The organism is Enterococcus sp. LJL99 (assembly GCF_054871725.1).
The window spans coordinates 233,845-250,536 of sequence record NZ_JBTXLT010000006.1 but is presented as its reverse complement, the minus strand read 5'-3'; the positions used below and the strand labels follow the sequence as shown (position 1 = coordinate 250,536).

Annotated in this window: 14 protein-coding genes; all 14 read left to right on the top strand. The window is 33.5% G+C overall.

Annotation, left to right across the window (positions count from 1 at the left end; genetic code table 11):
• The first annotated feature begins 15 nt into the window (after positions 1 to 15).
• On the top strand, positions 16 to 951 hold the full coding sequence (locus ACYSNW_RS11275) for an ABC transporter permease (RefSeq protein ID WP_461744599.1): 936 nt from the start codon (positions 16 to 18) through the stop codon (positions 949 to 951).
• Complete coding sequence (locus tag ACYSNW_RS11270; RefSeq protein ID WP_461744598.1) at positions 948 to 1,769, top strand: ABC transporter permease; 822 nt, start codon at positions 948 to 950, stop codon at positions 1,767 to 1,769. The genes ACYSNW_RS11275 and ACYSNW_RS11270 overlap by 4 nt, the downstream gene beginning before the upstream one ends.
• Positions 1,770 to 1,778: 9 nt before the next feature.
• Positions 1,779 to 2,609: an ATP-binding cassette domain-containing protein gene (locus ACYSNW_RS11265; RefSeq protein WP_461744597.1), complete on the top strand. Its 831-nt coding sequence runs from the start codon at positions 1,779 to 1,781 to the stop codon at positions 2,607 to 2,609.
• Positions 2,587 to 3,330: an ABC transporter ATP-binding protein gene (locus ACYSNW_RS11260; protein WP_461744596.1), complete on the top strand. Its 744-nt coding sequence runs from the start codon at positions 2,587 to 2,589 to the stop codon at positions 3,328 to 3,330. The genes ACYSNW_RS11265 and ACYSNW_RS11260 overlap by 23 nt, the downstream gene beginning before the upstream one ends.
• Positions 3,331 to 3,561: 231 nt before the next feature.
• The gene (locus ACYSNW_RS11255) at positions 3,562 to 4,776 is read left to right on the top strand and encodes an ammonium transporter (protein ID WP_461744595.1); all 1,215 of its coding nucleotides are present in this window, start codon (positions 3,562 to 3,564) and stop codon (positions 4,774 to 4,776) included.
• Positions 4,777 to 5,918: 1,142 nt separating this feature from the next.
• On the top strand, positions 5,919 to 7,004 hold the full coding sequence (locus ACYSNW_RS11250) for a tyrosine-type recombinase/integrase (protein WP_461744594.1): 1,086 nt from the start codon (positions 5,919 to 5,921) through the stop codon (positions 7,002 to 7,004).
• A 737-nt stretch (positions 7,005 to 7,741) separates the two neighbouring features.
• Positions 7,742 to 8,440, top strand: coding sequence for a winged helix-turn-helix domain-containing protein (locus tag ACYSNW_RS11245; protein ID WP_461744593.1), 699 nt, complete (start codon positions 7,742 to 7,744; stop codon positions 8,438 to 8,440).
• A 114-nt stretch (positions 8,441 to 8,554) separates the two neighbouring features.
• The gene (locus ACYSNW_RS11240; RefSeq protein WP_461744592.1) at positions 8,555 to 12,193 is read left to right on the top strand and encodes a pectate lyase-like adhesive domain-containing protein; all 3,639 of its coding nucleotides are present in this window, start codon (positions 8,555 to 8,557) and stop codon (positions 12,191 to 12,193) included.
• Positions 12,194 to 12,206: 13 nt separating this feature from the next.
• On the top strand, positions 12,207 to 12,515 hold the full coding sequence (locus ACYSNW_RS11235) for an LPXTG cell wall anchor domain-containing protein (protein WP_461744591.1): 309 nt from the start codon (positions 12,207 to 12,209) through the stop codon (positions 12,513 to 12,515).
• A gap of 5 nt (positions 12,516 to 12,520) precedes the next feature.
• Positions 12,521 to 13,327: a WxL domain-containing protein gene (locus ACYSNW_RS11230; protein ID WP_461744590.1), complete on the top strand. Its 807-nt coding sequence runs from the start codon at positions 12,521 to 12,523 to the stop codon at positions 13,325 to 13,327.
• Positions 13,328 to 13,357: 30 nt separating this feature from the next.
• A complete protein-coding gene (locus ACYSNW_RS11225; protein WP_461744589.1) occupies positions 13,358 to 14,128 on the top strand; it encodes a WxL domain-containing protein in 771 nt (256 codons plus the stop codon).
• Between the two features lie 80 nt (positions 14,129 to 14,208).
• Entirely contained in the window at positions 14,209 to 15,291 is a 1,083-nt protein-coding gene (locus ACYSNW_RS11220; RefSeq protein WP_461744588.1) for a DUF916 and DUF3324 domain-containing protein, read from the top strand.
• A gap of 11 nt (positions 15,292 to 15,302) precedes the next feature.
• Positions 15,303 to 15,968 carry a YccF domain-containing protein gene (locus ACYSNW_RS11215; RefSeq protein ID WP_461744587.1) on the top strand — a complete coding sequence of 222 codons (666 nt, stop codon included), beginning with the start codon at positions 15,303 to 15,305 and terminating at the stop codon, positions 15,966 to 15,968.
• Positions 15,969 to 15,991: 23 nt separating this feature from the next.
• Entirely contained in the window at positions 15,992 to 16,681 is a 690-nt protein-coding gene (gene lepB, locus ACYSNW_RS11210; protein ID WP_461744586.1) for a signal peptidase I, read from the top strand.
• Positions 16,682 to 16,692 lie beyond the last annotated feature (11 nt).

The window sequence follows — 16,692 nt, the reverse complement described above, 5'->3', positions numbered from 1 at the left end:
GAGAGTGGTGGTGAAATGCTCAAATCAAGTGTTAAAACTATTGGAAAAGCGTTGGTCATTTTGTTTTTAACCACCTTCATTCCCTTTTTTCTCTTGACTTACTTGTCTAATGATCCAGCCGAAGTGGCTTTACGAGTGCAAGCAATTACGCCGACAGAACAAAATATCAGCCAAAAACGTCATGAGTTAGGCTTAGATCAACCATTTTTCACGCGTTATAGCCATTGGCTAACAGATGCTTTGAGAGGGGATTTTGGAACAAGTTATGCGACCGGAAAAAATATAAGGGAAATGATCATACAAGCATTTCCTTACACCTTATTTTTAACGTTGATAACCTTGGTTTTTGTTTTTTTAACGTGTCTTGTGCTAGGGATTTTAGCAGCGAACTACACGGATCATTGGATTGAAAAAACATTGCGTGTTTTGACCTTCATTTTAGCTGCAATTCCTTCTTTCTGGTTAGGAATCATGTTGATTTCGTTTTTTTCAGTTGAATTGAACTGGTTTCCTACTGGTGGCTATACAGGCTTTTTGTCCGTTATTTTACCTGCAGTTACCTTATCATTAGTGTATTCAAGTTCTTATATTCGCTTGATTCGTAATGATTTGGTTCAAAATAGACAACTTCCTTATGTCGCTTACTATCAAGCAAGAGGTTTTTCAAAAAATAAGATTACTAAGCATTTATTAAAAAATTCATTGCGCTCATCAATCGTTTCGATTGGTGTTAGCATTCCTAAGCTGATTGCTGGTAGTGTTATCATCGAAAGTGTTTTTGCTTGGCCTGGGATGGGATTTCTTTGTATTACAGCTATTCATAACCGAGATTTACCTGTTTTACAAGCTTATATTGTGATTATGTCATTATTTTTCATTTTCAGTAGTTTTTTGATTGATGGACTAAATAAACGAATCGATCCACGGTTAAGAGAAAGAGGGAACCAATGAAGTTAATCAAGCAGATAACAAAAGATAAATTCGTTGCGATTTCTTTTATCGTTTTAAGCCTCTTGTTGCTTGGAACTATTTTTGCCGATTTTTTAGCACCCTATGATCCAAATGAACAAGAAATCTTGAATAAATTAGCTTCACCAAGTTTGACCCATTGGTTGGGCACCGATCAATTAGGGCGTGATATTTTTTCCCGTATTTTATATGGCGGAAGAGTAACGATTCTACTATCCTTTGTGATTGTTGTGCTGATTCTACTTGCTGGTTTTATTTTTGGCGGTTTAGCAGGAACGATAGGTGGAACATTTGATGTAGCTGTTATGCGAGTTTGTGATTGGTTGCTTTCCTTGCCGAGTGAAATGATTTCTTTATGTATTATTGGTATTTTAGGTCCAAGTATGTTGACAATTGTCTTGGCGTTAACTATTGTTCGCTGGCCTTGGTATATTAAAATGATTCGTTCAGAAGTGAATAAGGACAAAAATAAAAATTATGTATTATTTTCTTTGAGTTCTGGGAAAAGTAAGTTTTGGGTGTTCAAAAAACATATTTTCCAACCATTAATGCGTTCATTGCTTGTTTATTCAACCTTGGATATTAGTGCTGTTGTGATGAGTATCAGCGCCCTTTCTTTCTTGGGAATCGGTATTCAACCGCCAACAGCTGAATGGGGCCGTATGTTAAACGATGCTAGAGAAGTTGCGGTTGTGGAGCCTTGGCAAATGGTTCCAGCAGGTGTGGCAATTTTTATGGTGGTAGCTATGCTTAATTATATTGGTGATGCAATGACAGAAACGATGCATGGAATGAATTGAGGGTTGTAAATGGAAGAAAAAGAAATTTTATTTGTCAATGATTTGACTGTTGAAGAACTAGCAACTAAAACTCGTGTATTATCAAATGTGAGTTTTGATGTCAAACAGAATAGTTGTTTAGGGATTTTTGGCCCTAGTGGAAGTGGAAAAACAACCTTATTAAAAGCAATTATGCGGATTTGTCATCCTTCTTTACAGCCAAAAGGCGAGATACTGTATCTTCCAGAAAACGGTCAAGAACAACTGATTCAAACAAAGGATCAAACCAATAAAAAAATTAAGTTAAGTCATGAGTTTTCTTACATTCCTCAAAATGCAGCAGAGGCCTTTGACCCAATCGAAAAAATGGGCACCCAATTGGAAGAAACGTTTCTTGAAAATCAATTGAGTAAAGAACAAACGAAGCAACGAATCAATACGCTGCTTAAAAAGATGGAGTTGTCAGAAAGTATTCTAATGAAATATCCTTTTCAATTATCTGGTGGTACGTTACAACGTTGTGCGATTGGACTAGCGATTGAGATGAAAACAAACGTAATCGTTGCAGATGAACCGACCAGTGCCTTGGATAGTTTAAATAAAAAAAGAATCGTTGATCTTTTATTTGAGTTAAAACAAAAAAATCAAACAACGATTCTATTAGCTACCCATGATGTAGCAATTTTAGATCTTTTATCGGATGAAGTGTTGGTATTAGTGGATGGCAAGAAGGCTGAACACAAAAAAACAAATCCGTTAGATGAAGATGATCAAACTTATTTAGGGGCAATCCGCAAGAAAAAGCGTAAAATAAGTGGCCCGTTTTGGAGATTAAAAAATGAAAAATTGGCTCGAGGTTGAACATATTTCAAAAACCTTTTATAAAAAAAATAATTGGTTCAAAAAAAATAAACTTGAAGGTGGACTAAAAGATATTTCTTTTACTGCTTCGGAGCCAGTCATCGGTATTTTGGGTGAGAGTGGGAGCGGCAAGACAACCTTAGTCAAACTAATTGCGGGCATTGAAAAACCAGATAAAACGTCTGGGGATATTCGATTTGCGGATACAAATGAGAGCAAAACAAATCATGTTAGTTTAATCTTTCAAGATTATACAACAGCTATCAATCCCAACTTTACGATTGAACAAGCGCTGTTAGAATCCCTAGAACCATTGACAAATAAAGATGAAGCAACTGAAAAAGTCAAAACCATGGTAAAAAAAGTGGGTTTATCAGAGGAATATTTAGTTAAAAAAGCAACACAGTTGAGTGGCGGACAGGTTCAGCGTGTTTGTATCGCAAGGAGTTTATTATCAAAGGCGAAGATTTTGATTTTTGATGAAGCCTTTAGCTCGTTAGATTTATTGACAATCGACCGCTTACTTGATTTACTACTACAATTAAAACAAGAATTTGATTTACGCTATATTTTCGTGACACACAATTTAGAACTCGCTACTTATTTTTGTGATAAGATCATTTTTTTGAAAGAGGGTCGCTTAGTTGAAGCAGTGGCAACGCGTGAGTTGATGTCAACAACGTCACTTTATGTTCAAGCATTGATTGATGCACAATTGTGATCCTTTTAGTGGGACGTATTCAGAAAATGAGTAGTAAAAATTCAAGTATTTTTCGCCAAATTGGTAAAAATCTCCAAAGCTTGACTTTTATCAATGTTTTCTAAAAAGTTCCTATAGCCTTGTTCGAAAACGATTATTTTCAGACAGGTCTCAGAATAGATCGATTAAAAGGGAAAAATAAATTTATGGTTGATTGGTAGAATAATTTATTTTAAGAAGGGAAGACGTTTTATGTCGAACGCAATAAATACAGGCGATACTGCATTTATTATTTTATGTACAGCAATGGTTTGTTTAATGACACCAGGCTTGGCCTTTTTCTATGGTGGATTATCAAGAAAAAACAATATTTTAGTTATTATGGGGCAATCATTTGTATCAGTAGGAATTACTACATTAATGTGGGTTTTTGGCGGTTTTGGCCTAGCTTTTGGTTCTGATATTCATGGAATTATCGGAAATCCAGCTGATTTTTTCTTAATGAAAAATGTTGGCTCACTAGCTAATTTATTACACGGTGCAACCATCCCGTTTATTATGTTCTTTGCATTTCAATTAATGTTTTGTGTCATCACGGTTCCTTTAATGACGGGTGCTTTTGCAGACCGTTTGACAATGAGTGGGTATATTTTATTATTAGTTGCATGGAACTTATTGATTTATTTCCCTGTCTGTCACTGGGTGTGGGGCGGCGGCTTTTTAGCTGATTTCAATTTTAAAGATTTTGCAGGTGGAACTGTTATCCATACAACTGCTGGTTTCGGCTCTTTAGCAACAATCTTGTATTTAGGACAAAGAAAATTGAGTGAACAACAAAAAAATCAACATAATAATTTAATGGTTGCTGCAATCGGTACAGGATTATTATGGTTTGGTTGGTTTGGTTTCAACTCTGGTGGGGCATTACGAGCTGATTTACAAGCTGTAAATGCATTCGTCTCTACTTTTATCGCACTAGCAACGGCCTTAACTGTTTGGATTATCTTTGCGAAAATCAAAAAAGGTTATTATGATTTTGTCGATATTTTAACCGGTTCAGTTGCTGGATTAGCGACAATCACTCCGTGTGCGGGATATGTAAAACCAACACAAGCACTAATAATTGGAGCGATTGCTGGGATTGTTTGTAACATTGCTGTTGATTTCCGTAAGAAAAAAGGTTGGGATGATGCGTTGGATGTTTGGGGTGTACATGGAATCGGTGGCTTTACTGGTACCATCTTGATTGGTATTTTTGGAACAGGAGCTTCTTTGGTTACAGCTGAAGGAATGCACGGATTACTTGTTCAAATCTTAGGTGTGTGCTTTGTTGCTGTGTATTCATTTGTGGTAACTAGAATTATTTTGATTCTTGCTTCAAAAATCACTAGAATTCAAACAACAGATGAAGAACAAGCCGCTGGTTTGGATCAACAATTCTTCCATCAAAGTACGTATGATGAGTAAGTACTAGAGATAAAGAGGTTTGTCCAAACTCCTAAATTAGAGTAAAAAACAAAAAAACAGTGAGTAAGATCGTTTGAAGACAGACGTTCTTACTCACTATTTTTTTGCAAACAATTACAGAGAAATAGCGATAATACTTGTATGATTAAATGGTTTGATAGCATTTCTGGATGAAAGCCAAAACTTTAAAAGGCAATGTTCGATAGATAGAGTTGATATCATTTTTCAAAAAAGAGATAGAAAAATAATGAAAATTTAATTTTAAGCAAAAAAAAACAATTTTTTAGTATTCATCAATAATTTTATATGATAAAATTTTAACGGATATAAACATTTATTATTTTGGTAATTTTTTGTTAGTGTTTTTAGTAATATTTGTGAATTTAAAGACTGAATAATTTTAAGATTCTTTTTGGTGTATATAAAACAAGTAAAGTAATTATAACTCAAATATCGAAAATGGCGATTTCTTTATATTTAACAAAAAAATTTAAATTTAAAAAAGATACTTATGATTATCTCTTCAGAAGAAAATATTTAGACTCAAGTTCAATTAGTAAACAAAGAAGGGGAAATTATGATATTAGATAATTGTTATTTAAAATATAAATTAAGCTTATTTTTTAAGGGAATATTTTGCTTTAGATAAGCAGATATATTTTAGTATTCAAACAGTAATTAATCGATAAGATAGTGAATAAATGTACAAATTTAATTTGTTCAACTTGTTATTTTGTCAATATTTTCTGTTTTTATGTTTAAGTATAAAAACTTTTTATGAGATGTTTAAAAAGGACGAAAACGCATCTTTTTTCATAGTTCTAATAAGAATACGAAAAAATATATCGTTTTATTTCTAAAAAAATTCGTTTTTATCTCAAATTATTAATGATATATTAATGATAGTGGTTTACAATTCGTTTGTCAACGTAATCTGAAATAAGTAAGAAACGTTATTTCAAATCCAAGTAAATGTTTATTTTATAGTTTTTCAAACTAATAACTCGTTTTGATTAAGTTATATAATTAATATTTTATCAAAAATTTAACTATTTTAAAAAAAATTTGATAAAAATTGTAATTATTAGTACGCCGTCATTGTCGCCGTCAATTTATCTACATATAGAAAGGATGTCATCTTTATGGCTAAAAAAGGTGAAAATATATATAAAAGAAAAGATGGACGTTGGGAGGGACGATTCATTAAAGAAAGAAATAATAATGGAAAGATTCGTTATGGGTATGTCTATGGTCCAAAATACGGAGAAGTTAAAAAAAAGTTGATGGAGAAAAAAATACTATTTGATGCGCAACAAATAGATACTCAATTTCAAGGAACTTTCAACGAATGGTTGGCTTTTTGGCTAGAAACAGCAGTCGCTCCTAATTTGAAGCAAAGTACATATATTAGTTACAAAAATAAAGCGTACGTACATATTGTTCCTGTTTTTGGCTCAGAAAAATTAGTTGATATTTCCCAGAAAAATGTGCAAGATTTTTGTATTGATTTAAGCTATTGTCTCGCTCCAGGAACCGTTCATGCTATTTTTCGTGTTTTAAGAACTTGTTTTCGATATGCAGTAGGTTCAGGAAAATTGCAAATCAATCCAACTGATAATATCAATTTGCCGAAAGTTAATCGTCAAGTTCGTGCATTGAGGAAAGAAGAACAACGGCAAATTCGCATGAGAGCTAAAAACGACTCAAAAGGATTACCGATTCTTTTTGCCATGGATACTGGATTAAGAATAGGGGAAATTAGTGGATTAAAATGGGAAGATATTGATTTTACAGCTAAAACTGTTCAAATTAGTCGAACCATGCAGAGATTATCGGACGGGTCAGGTCATACTGAATTGGTAGAGCAAAAACCAAAAACTTTGGCCTCTCTTCGTGTCTTACCTTTATCAAATTATTGGATAGAGAGACTACAAGAAGAAGCAAAAGAGAAAAAAAGCAATTATGTTTTTGGCGATCAGGGCAAATGTATTGAACCTCGTTTATTAAGTTATCATTTTGAAAGAATTGCTAAAGAATCGAATGTTTCCGGCGTTACTTTTCACACTTTGAGGCATAGTTTTGCTACTAGATGTTTGGAAATGGGTATAAAAATAACGAGTATAAGTGCGTTATTAGGACATAGTTCTACAAAAATGACACTAGATGTATACACCCATTCATTCGAATCAGATGAGCGCCATGCTATGGAGCGAATTTCTAATCTTTGATGCTTCGTTTTAGTTATTAATAGTATAGTAGAAATACGGTGGAGCAGAAGTATTCCGTTCAAAAAACAAGTATGTACGTTGCACCAGCAAATCACTTTGTTTTTCGTAGGTTGTTACTTATTCTCGTGGGAGCTAATTTTATTTTGTTCTATTCTCTTACTTTAAAATTTTTTGTTTAAAAAGATTCAACAAGTAAAAACTAAAATAGTCCATCATCAAAAATGATTTTTAATTTTTGATGATGGACTGTTTTTTAACCCAAATAGACTATTTATTTTTCTGAAAGCAATCATAAAACTGTACTGAATACATTCCTATTTCAAATAAATGAACTATAAAAATCAGTGTGTAAAAATAAAATTTAGTTTTTTTACTCTCTTTTTTATATGAGTATTTATTTTTTTTTTTGAAAATAAGCCGTCGAATGCTCCGTCAAAAATTTTTTTAAGTATTAATTTGTAGCTGTTTTTAGAAATAAATTCATGTTCTTATTAGAACTATGAAAAAATTAATGTGTATTTATATTGCTTATAAACATATTTGATATGAAAAAGATACATAAAATCAACGTTTATACGTTTTATTTTGCAGGCTATTAACTTGTTAATTATTGTATAGAGATATGTTTTTCATCAATTGTTACAAGTTTAGATTTGTGAGAAACATCATTTATTACAAATTTTATTGAATATTTGTTAGAAATCAAAAATATCTTTCCAGAAAAGTGAGGTTATAAGATGCATAATATAGGTTATATCTCAATGACTAAAGATTGGAAACAAGAATACTTCGACATGTTTGATACAACAAAATTTACCGTGCATCAATTAAATGACGATGAAATAGAATTGTTTTCTGAACAACAGGTTCTTTTAATTGAAACGTCATGTTTAGAAGATTTACCAAGTATTTGTCAAGTATTAATCAAAGCAAAAGAATGTCCAGGTTTATTGATTTATATCATTTCATCGCTTGAAAAAATAGATCAAGTAACACGGACTGTTTTTCTGCAATTAGGTGCAAATGGCATCAAGGATGAAACGATGAGTACAGAAGAATTTTCTTTGATTATTACTAATACATTAAACAAGATTTCTACCAGTAAATCAAATGGTATGCACCTGTTTGACACAGATTTAGTAAACGAAGATCTGAAATTCCAATTGAATGCAAATAACCTGAGCCTTTTCACGAATCGAGGCGAGATTGGATTAACTAAATTGGAATATCAAATCATGGATTTATTGTATAGAAATATGGGACGAGCAGTTACTTATACAGACATTTATGAAAGTGTTTGGAAAAGTAACAATATCGATGATGAAGAAAAAAAATCTCGTATCGCAAATGCGGTATTCCATTTAAGAAAAAAAATGACGGGCGATTCTGATTGTATCAAGACCGTTCGTTCAAAAGGTTATATGTTAAGTGTTTAAGGTTGGTTTCCTTTCGTCTTATTTCTAACTTTGGAAAAGAAATAAGAGGAATTGAAATAAATTATCTTTAAAACCATAAAGATAAGAAATACTAGAGGAAAGGAGGAAAATAAAGTGAAAAAAAAAGGGGGATTTTTCTTCGGCAGTATTAGTCTCTTAATGATATTTACTTTTGTACTGTACCTCAATTTTGGAAATACTATTAAAGCAAACGAATCAAATAAAACTTTTCAAGGCAATGTTATTTTAGAAAAAAAATCTGAAAGTACTAATCAAGTATCATATGAGTTAGAGGTAGAAAATCCAGGGCAAGGAACATTGACACTCTCATTAACAGATCTAAATGCTAAATTACTTTATGCTGAAAATATTGAGGAATATTTTAATGATGATATCGAAGATAAGTTTGACTTAGAGGATATCGATGATGGGACAAAAGTCAATATTACTTTTAAACAAGAGACTGGTAGTTACAAAATACCTATTGTACTTGTAGCAAACTCTACTATAGATAATCCGGACAACAACTTGGTTATCTCTGATGGATCTGGAAATTTAGCTCAGGAACCGTTTTCGATTAAATATTCTAAAGAAAAATCTTCAAAACTACAAGTAAAACCTGATGCTTTAGAATCAGCTGATTTTGCAATAACTCCAAGGATAGCTACTAATGTTTCAACTTGGAAGGAATTTACTGATGCATTAGCAAATACATCAGTTGATGTAATTAATATCACAGAAGATTTGACTAGAAACACTACAACCGCTACAGGCACTGTCTCAAGAGATATAACAATTAATGGAAATAATCACAAAATAGATTTTGGTTCAACGGCAACCAATGGTTCAATAGTATTGGGGGCTGTGAGTGACAAAAATTTCATTATAAACGATGCGGTCATTACGAAATTAGGAACTACATCGATTTTAAATTCTACGTCAACTTCAGCAATATGGAAGATCCAATTGAATAATGTTACAACACCATCGTCAAATGCTGCTGGTATTGTTGATTCTACTAACAGTACGCTAACTTTGCTAGGTACCAATAAATTTTATTCAACTAGTAATACGGTAACTGTTTTGCATATTTTTTCTAGTTCTGGAGCTTCGAGTGAAGTAAATACTACTCAAAGTAGTAACGGTCTTACTACTTGGGCTATTGGTGTAAACGACGGAAATATGGGTGGCGGTAGTATAAATTTAGATGACGCAACACTTGTTGCTTATTCAACAGGAAGTTCAGCCATACGATTACGTTATGGAGGTAATAGCTTCGTTGTTAAGAATCAGTCTAATTTAGTTGCCACGACTGATTATACAGCAGGTGAAGCTGCCACAGTACGTTTTTCAATGAATAATCCTGATAACGAATTTCAAATAGATAATAATTCTGTTATAGACATTAAACATTTAAGCGGAGTAGCTCCTGCTCTAAGGTTGAATGGAGATGGATTTGTTACTAATGTGACTAATAAGTCGAAATTGAGTTTATACAATAAAGGCTCAGGGAGTCTAAGCAATAACAGTAATGAAGCGTTGAATTTGCCAGGCACAAATAATACGTTTACTATATCAGGAAAAGATAGTCAAGTTAACATGATTGCTGATTCAGGACCTGCCATATATGGTGGATCAAATGTTTCAACAATAAATGCTCAACAAGATACCGAATTTATTGCTCGTGGAACAACTTCAGGTGCTAACTATGGAATTTTTAATATGGGTGCGAATGCTAGTGTTTTAATCGATAATCCAATTTATTACGATTTTGCTAATGTAAGAAGTGGCGGAGCCAATATATTTGGATTGTCTGGAAGTACAGGTTCTTTTACTGCTACAAATACTGATGTAAGTGTTTGGAAAAAAGGATCAAAAGTATATGTAGATGATCCAGTTTATGACTGGACATTGATAGATTTTAAACTAGGCGGCGCCAATTTAGCTAATATTGTTTCTTCAAGTGATACTGGATTTAAAAGTTTGTTTGGAGCACCAAACAATTATTCGCGTATGAGTGGAAATAATGCGCGACCAGTTGTTGATAAATTAAGACAACCTACTAATGCGGATAAAACAATTTATGGTCACGTTACTGTGCCAGAGGGTGTTGAAGGAATTCGAGATGCTTGGACAGACGAAGTTGAAGTAAAAGTAAGAGTTAAAAACGCAGATGGATCTACAGCGTATGACTTATCGGGAAAAACTGTTGGAGAACCAGGTATTTCAATTTGGGGAGAGGATCCTGATAATGGTATTTTTCAGATTAAACTTCCAGATGATAAGTTTTTTGAGGTAGGTCAGACTGTTGAGGTAATAGGTGCAAGTAGATCAGGAGCAAATTCGTTAAATGGTAAGGTTCATGAAAGCCTTCCAGAAGATATTTTAACTGGCGTAGAAACAACCATTGATGTAACGCCACCAAAACAATCGAGTTTCGAAAATGACTACAGTTTAACAAACGCAACAAAACAAATTACTGGAACTAGTGATGAAAATGGCGCAAAAGTGTTCATTAAAGTTAATGGGTCGTGGTTAAAAAATTCTGCTGGGGATTTGATTACAACAACAGTTGCAGACAATAAATGGTTGGTTAATTTGCCAGCATATCTGACTAAAGATGATAAAGTAGACGTGTATTTGAAAGACACAACTACTATAGATCCTATTCCTTCGTATAGTTTACCCAAAACTTATACACAGGAACCTGATGGTGTTTATGGAAATCTTAATGAGGAAGTTGATGGTTATGACACATATACAGGATATCATGATGCCATAAAAACAGCTACAGTAGATGAACGGTTCAATTCAGCTAAACGCTTTGTCGTAAATGATGTTATTCCAGATCAACCTGATATTGTTAAATCGGTTGTTTCAAGCGGAGGCTCAATTGCCTCTGTAGGAGATACTTTAACGTATACACTAGTAACCACCAACAAAAAAGCGAATTCTGAAAGTTGGAAAAATGTAGTTATAACCGATGTATTACCTGAAGGATTAAAATTTGATGCTGAAAAAAGTAAGGTAATGATTGCTGACGTTGTTGCAACAAAAGATCAGTACAGCTATGATTCAGATGCGCGTACATTAACTATTAACGTAGGAGACATTGCTGCTAATGCTAGTATAACTACTAGTTTTGATGCTGTACTTGAAACAGCTGCTTACAATAAGGAAATTAAAAACAAAGCAACTGCTACAGGAGATTCTCCACAAGAAAAACCATTTGTAGAAGGACCGATAAATCCAGATTCAACGCACGAAGTTATTTCAGCCGTTTCAAATGAAGTAGGTGTTCCAGGGACTACCGTAAAAGGAACGTTATCTCTTGTATCAGCCCCAGAAAAAATTGATTTTGGGAAAAAGAAAACGACGGCTTATGGAGAATTTACTGCTGAAAAACCAAGCTACGATCTCCCGCTTATCGTGAACGATACTCGTCCAGTTTCTACTGGTTGGTCATTAACTGTAACACTAAACGAAGTAATGACGTATGACGATGATTCTTCTTATAAAATGCCAGATGCACTTGTCTACAAAAAAGGAACATCAGAGACACATTTAGAAGAAAACATGCCATTAGTTATTTTATCAACTGCAAAAGATGAAGCTGTTGGTGATTATAACGTTAGTGATAAGGAATGGGAAGCAAAAGGGGACGGATTTAAACTAGTGCTAAAAGCATCACAATATCGAAAAGATGGTGATTATACTGGGAAAATGACGTTCACATTGAATAATACACCATAAATGGAGGAGTAAAATGAAAAAAAAGATTTGGTTTTTAATGGTCTCTTTTATTGGATTTCTCTCATTGATGGTCCCTGTTACTTCAGTAACTGCTGATGATGTAGGTGGAGTTGTTCAAACTAAAGGTGAAGTAGGCTTTTACGAAGAAACTAGTTCTTCCACTACTACTTCACAAAGCAGTACACCAATGAAAGTGACCAAACCTAAGGGGAAATTTCCATCGACTGGGGAATTGATCAAAAAAAGTATGATGGTAAGTGGTGCGTTGATTTTACTTCTACTACTGTTTGTGCTGCTAAATAAACAAAGGAAAAAGGAGTGAGACTGATGAAACTTGTAAAAATAAAGACAAGTCTTGTCTTATCTAGTAGCTTGTTTTGTCTTCTGTTTTCTCCTAACTTTGTCATGGCAGAGAATAGTTCGAATGGAGGAGCACATATTGGTTTTACTGGTGATTATTCCGATGTTGGAATTCAAGATCCGGAAAATCCAAGTAAAAAAGTAGATCCTGGAGATAGTCCAAGTACCTCTGGAGATCTGAGGATAGACTTTGTACCACAACTCAATTTTACAAATGAGAATAAAGTTTCAACTAAGGATTCAGTCATTCCAGTTAATGCACAACTGTTTCATGATGAGACAGAAGCAAGAGGAAACTTTATTCAAATATCGGATTATCGTGGAGCTTCCTTAGGATGGACATTGCAATTGAGGCAAGAAACTCAATTTCAAAATAAAAACACAGCAAATAGCCAGTTAGATGGCGCTTACCTATCTTTCGATAAGTCATGGGTAAATTCAATAATGCCCGCTGATCAGTCCCCGAATGTGTCAAAAGAAGTGATTCGACTAAGTAATATCGGGGAAACCTATAATTTGGCGGAAGCTAAATCTGGAACTGGTGCCGGCACATGGTCTATCTCATTTGGGGCCTCTAATAATAATCCCCTAGAAATCGATAATACATTGAAGCCTAGGAACAATCATAAGAACCAACCCATGTTGGATAGTGATTTTGACAATAAACAAATGACTGAAAATAGTGCAATTTCTTTAACTGTACCTGGTTCTACAAAAAAAGATCCAGGGACCTATTCAACGGTGTTAACTTGGATATTAGCCGAGTTGCCATAAATAATCAAAAAAATTAGGAGGAAATACAAAATGAAAATGACACACAAATTATGCGGAGCTGCTTTATTAGCTGCAACAGGCGTTGCTTTGGCTTTACCAAATACAACAAAGGCGGTAGATAAAGACGGTACTGGACACATTGGTTTTACCTACGACACTAGTGGTACCTCAAATGTTGTTCCTACAGAACCAGGAAACTCAACAGGAACAACAATTACTAATATTCCGGATGTTACAAATCCAGGAGAATTCGGGATTATTGCTGTTACACCACTTGAATTTGAAAACCATGATGTCTTAACTGCAAACACAAAACGTAGTTATGATGCAAGTGTGTTCCATGCAAATACAGAAAATCCAGCAAAAGGAACTGAAACATTTGATGTACAAAATTTTGTGAAATTCCAAGATTTGAGATCCAAAGAAGTACATGATTATAAACTAAGTGCAGCAATTACTTCTGAATTCCAAACAACTACGGGTGTTAAGTTGAAAGGTGCTTCACTTACTTATAAGAATGCCTATACAACTCAAACTGGATCAGCAGATTTGAATATTTTAGACGCTGATGTTACAAGTAATCCAGATAAATTAGAATCTACAGGGAATTCAGTAGATTTCATTAAAAATACTGGTGTAAATGGTCGTGGATACGGTCAATTTGAAATTAACTTTGGGAAAATGAACGATGCAACACAAGATGCTGCAAAATCAGTAACCTTAGATATTCCAACGACATCTGCAATTGGTACGGGTGATTATAATGCAGTAATCACTTGGACATTGTCTGAAACACTTTAATTGGTAAAAAACAATAGGGTTCGCTCGTTCAAAGAACAAGTGAACCCTTGTTTTTTGAAGTAGAAAGGAAGAAAGTATTTATGAAGAAAAAAATTATTATTTGTTTTATTTTTGTTTTATACATAGTACTATGTGCTGTTCCAACATATGCCGATGAAAAAACCGCTAGTCCTTTAGGTTTTTCGTATGAAGTGGTGAAGCCAGAAAATCAAAAGAATAATGATGTAGGTTATTTTGATTTGAAAATGACGCCTGGACAGACACAAAAAGTTCAAATTCAGTTAACTAACGGTGGAGAAGAACCTTATGAAGTATTAGTTTCTTTAAATGGAGCTAAAACCAATGGGAATGGGGTTATTGAATATGGACCGGCCAAAATAGATAATGACAAATCTCTAAAATATGATTTTGTTGATGTGGTGAAAGCGCCTGAATCTATTGTGATTCCTGCTAAAAGTACGATCCCACTTGATTTAGAAATAACAATGCCACAAGCCAGTTTTGATGGGGTCATTTCTGGTGGGATTCAATTGAAAGGAAAAACAGACGAAGAAGCTTTAAAAAAACAAAGTGGCGTCATTAATGAGTATGCCTTTATGATTGGCATGTTGCTTAGTGAAACAGATACAGTAGTAAAACCGAATTTAGAGTTGAATCGTGTCTATGCTGGTTTAAGTAACTATCGAAATAGTATTTTTGTTAATTTTTCAAATGTCGAAGCGGCCTATTTAGAAAACTTAACGTTAGAAGTACAAATAACAAAAAGTGGCGAAGAAGCCGTATTGTACGATACCAAAAAGGCAAATATGCGCGTAGCGCCTAATAGTTTAGTTGATTTTCCAGTATCAATGAATGGGGAAAAAATGGTGCCAGGCAAATACCGTGCCAAAATCAATGCTACCTCTGGAGAAGATAAATGGAGTTGGGACCAAGAATTTGAGATCACAGATGAAGACGCAGATAAATACAATAGTCAAGATGTTGATTTGGTTCAAGAACAAGGAATTAACTGGATGTTAGTAGGAATGATTGCTGCTGGTTTGATTCTTTTATTAATTATCATTTTTGTAGTTGTTCGATTGGTTCGAAAAAAGAAAGAAGCACAAAGAAAAGCTAATAGTAAAAGAAAGAAAAAGAAAAAAAAACCAGTAAGCAAAAAGTAAGGAGAATGTAAATGGGTGTATTGGACTGGTCTTTTGTATCATTTTTAGCGTTAGCCATTCTTTTTTTATTTTTAGCAATTAGTTTTTTAGGCTTTTTTTTGATGACTAACGCTAAATATAAAGCCAATAAAAACAAGCGGATCAAAAATAAGAAGAAGCGACGTAAATTTCTTTCTTTTCAGAAAAAATTACAAAAAAAGAAAAATAAAGAATTGGTTAAAAGTATCATTTTTTTGTGTATTTCTCTCACGTTTTTGGGCGGAAGTTATTATACGAGAACTTATCAACAAAATCATTTAGATGGAGAAGATTCGCAAGCAATTCTTCAAAGTTATTTTTTATTGCAAGAGTTACAAAGCCAATTAGAGAATATTCAGAAGAATGAGAATCCTCAAAAATCAATTAAAAATATTAAAGAAATATCTTCCAGATTAGCTAGCTATGGATCGCGAAAGGCTTCAGGAATTTTACAGGAAGATGGACAAAATTTATTGAATCGCCACTATCAGTTATTAAGAGAAATTGGGGTTAATTTAAATAATCAGACATTAGAAATGCTTCAAGAATCCTCTGTAAATGAAGCGTATGTGAATGATGCAAAAAAAGTGACTGAGAATCAAAAGAAAGTGTTTGAACGATTTAAGATTAATGAAAAGGCCTTGAAAAAGAAAAAGTAAACGAATAATTAGAGGTGCTTAACTTGAAAAAAAGTTCAACACATAAACGTGTAAAAAGAAAGATACCTGTTAACGCTGTAAAAAAGAAAAATAATAAGTACGTTAAAAGTAAAAAAAAGAAAAAGGGAACGACGAATAAGAGAGGACCAATAACTTCTAAAAAAAAGAAGCGACGCAAAAGAAAAACGAAGAAAAAATACTTGCTTTACGAAATGTTGTTATCCATGACTATTTTTTTAGTCATTGTTGGAACGATATGCTTTTTTACCGTTCGGATAGTGACTGTTGATGGGTATAGCATGACACCACGAATAAACGATCAAGATCGTTTATTCGTAATTAAACAGAAAAATTTTCGTCGGTTTGATTTAGTAGCATTTAAAAATCCTGAAAACTCAGAAATATTGGTACAACGAATAGTCGGGCTTCCTGGAGAAGAGATTAGTTATAAGAATGGTGCTTTACTGGTAAATGGGAATGAAATCCCTGAACGTTTCCTTCAGAGTAAACAGTCAAAAGAGGCGTTAACAGAGGATTTTTCATTGAGTGAACTAGGACTTGCAAGCCGTATTCCAGAGAATCATTATTTTATTTTGGGAGATAATCGTGAATATGCGAATGATAGTCGCTATTTTGGTTTTGTAAAAAAAGAAAATATCATTGGAAAAATAGAAGCTAGAATTTTTCCAATTCATAAAATACAGCAGTTTTAGATAAGTTAGTA

Coding starts and splice junctions, on each gene's coding strand:
- ACYSNW_RS11275 (WP_461744599.1), top strand. CDS start 16: ATGCTCAAATCAAGTGTTAAAACTATTGGAAAAGCGTTGGTCATTTTG.
- ACYSNW_RS11270 (WP_461744598.1), top strand. CDS start 948: ATGAAGTTAATCAAGCAGATAACAAAAGATAAATTCGTTGCGATTTCT.
- ACYSNW_RS11265 (WP_461744597.1), top strand. CDS start 1,779: ATGGAAGAAAAAGAAATTTTATTTGTCAATGATTTGACTGTTGAAGAA.
- ACYSNW_RS11260 (WP_461744596.1), top strand. CDS start 2,587: ATGAAAAATTGGCTCGAGGTTGAACATATTTCAAAAACCTTTTATAAA.
- ACYSNW_RS11255 (WP_461744595.1), top strand. CDS start 3,562: ATGTCGAACGCAATAAATACAGGCGATACTGCATTTATTATTTTATGT.
- ACYSNW_RS11250 (WP_461744594.1), top strand. CDS start 5,919: ATGGCTAAAAAAGGTGAAAATATATATAAAAGAAAAGATGGACGTTGG.
- ACYSNW_RS11245 (WP_461744593.1), top strand. CDS start 7,742: ATGCATAATATAGGTTATATCTCAATGACTAAAGATTGGAAACAAGAA.
- ACYSNW_RS11235 (WP_461744591.1), top strand. CDS start 12,207: ATGAAAAAAAAGATTTGGTTTTTAATGGTCTCTTTTATTGGATTTCTC.
- ACYSNW_RS11230 (WP_461744590.1), top strand. CDS start 12,521: ATGAAACTTGTAAAAATAAAGACAAGTCTTGTCTTATCTAGTAGCTTG.
- ACYSNW_RS11225 (WP_461744589.1), top strand. CDS start 13,358: ATGAAAATGACACACAAATTATGCGGAGCTGCTTTATTAGCTGCAACA.
- ACYSNW_RS11220 (WP_461744588.1), top strand. CDS start 14,209: ATGAAGAAAAAAATTATTATTTGTTTTATTTTTGTTTTATACATAGTA.
- ACYSNW_RS11215 (WP_461744587.1), top strand. CDS start 15,303: ATGGGTGTATTGGACTGGTCTTTTGTATCATTTTTAGCGTTAGCCATT.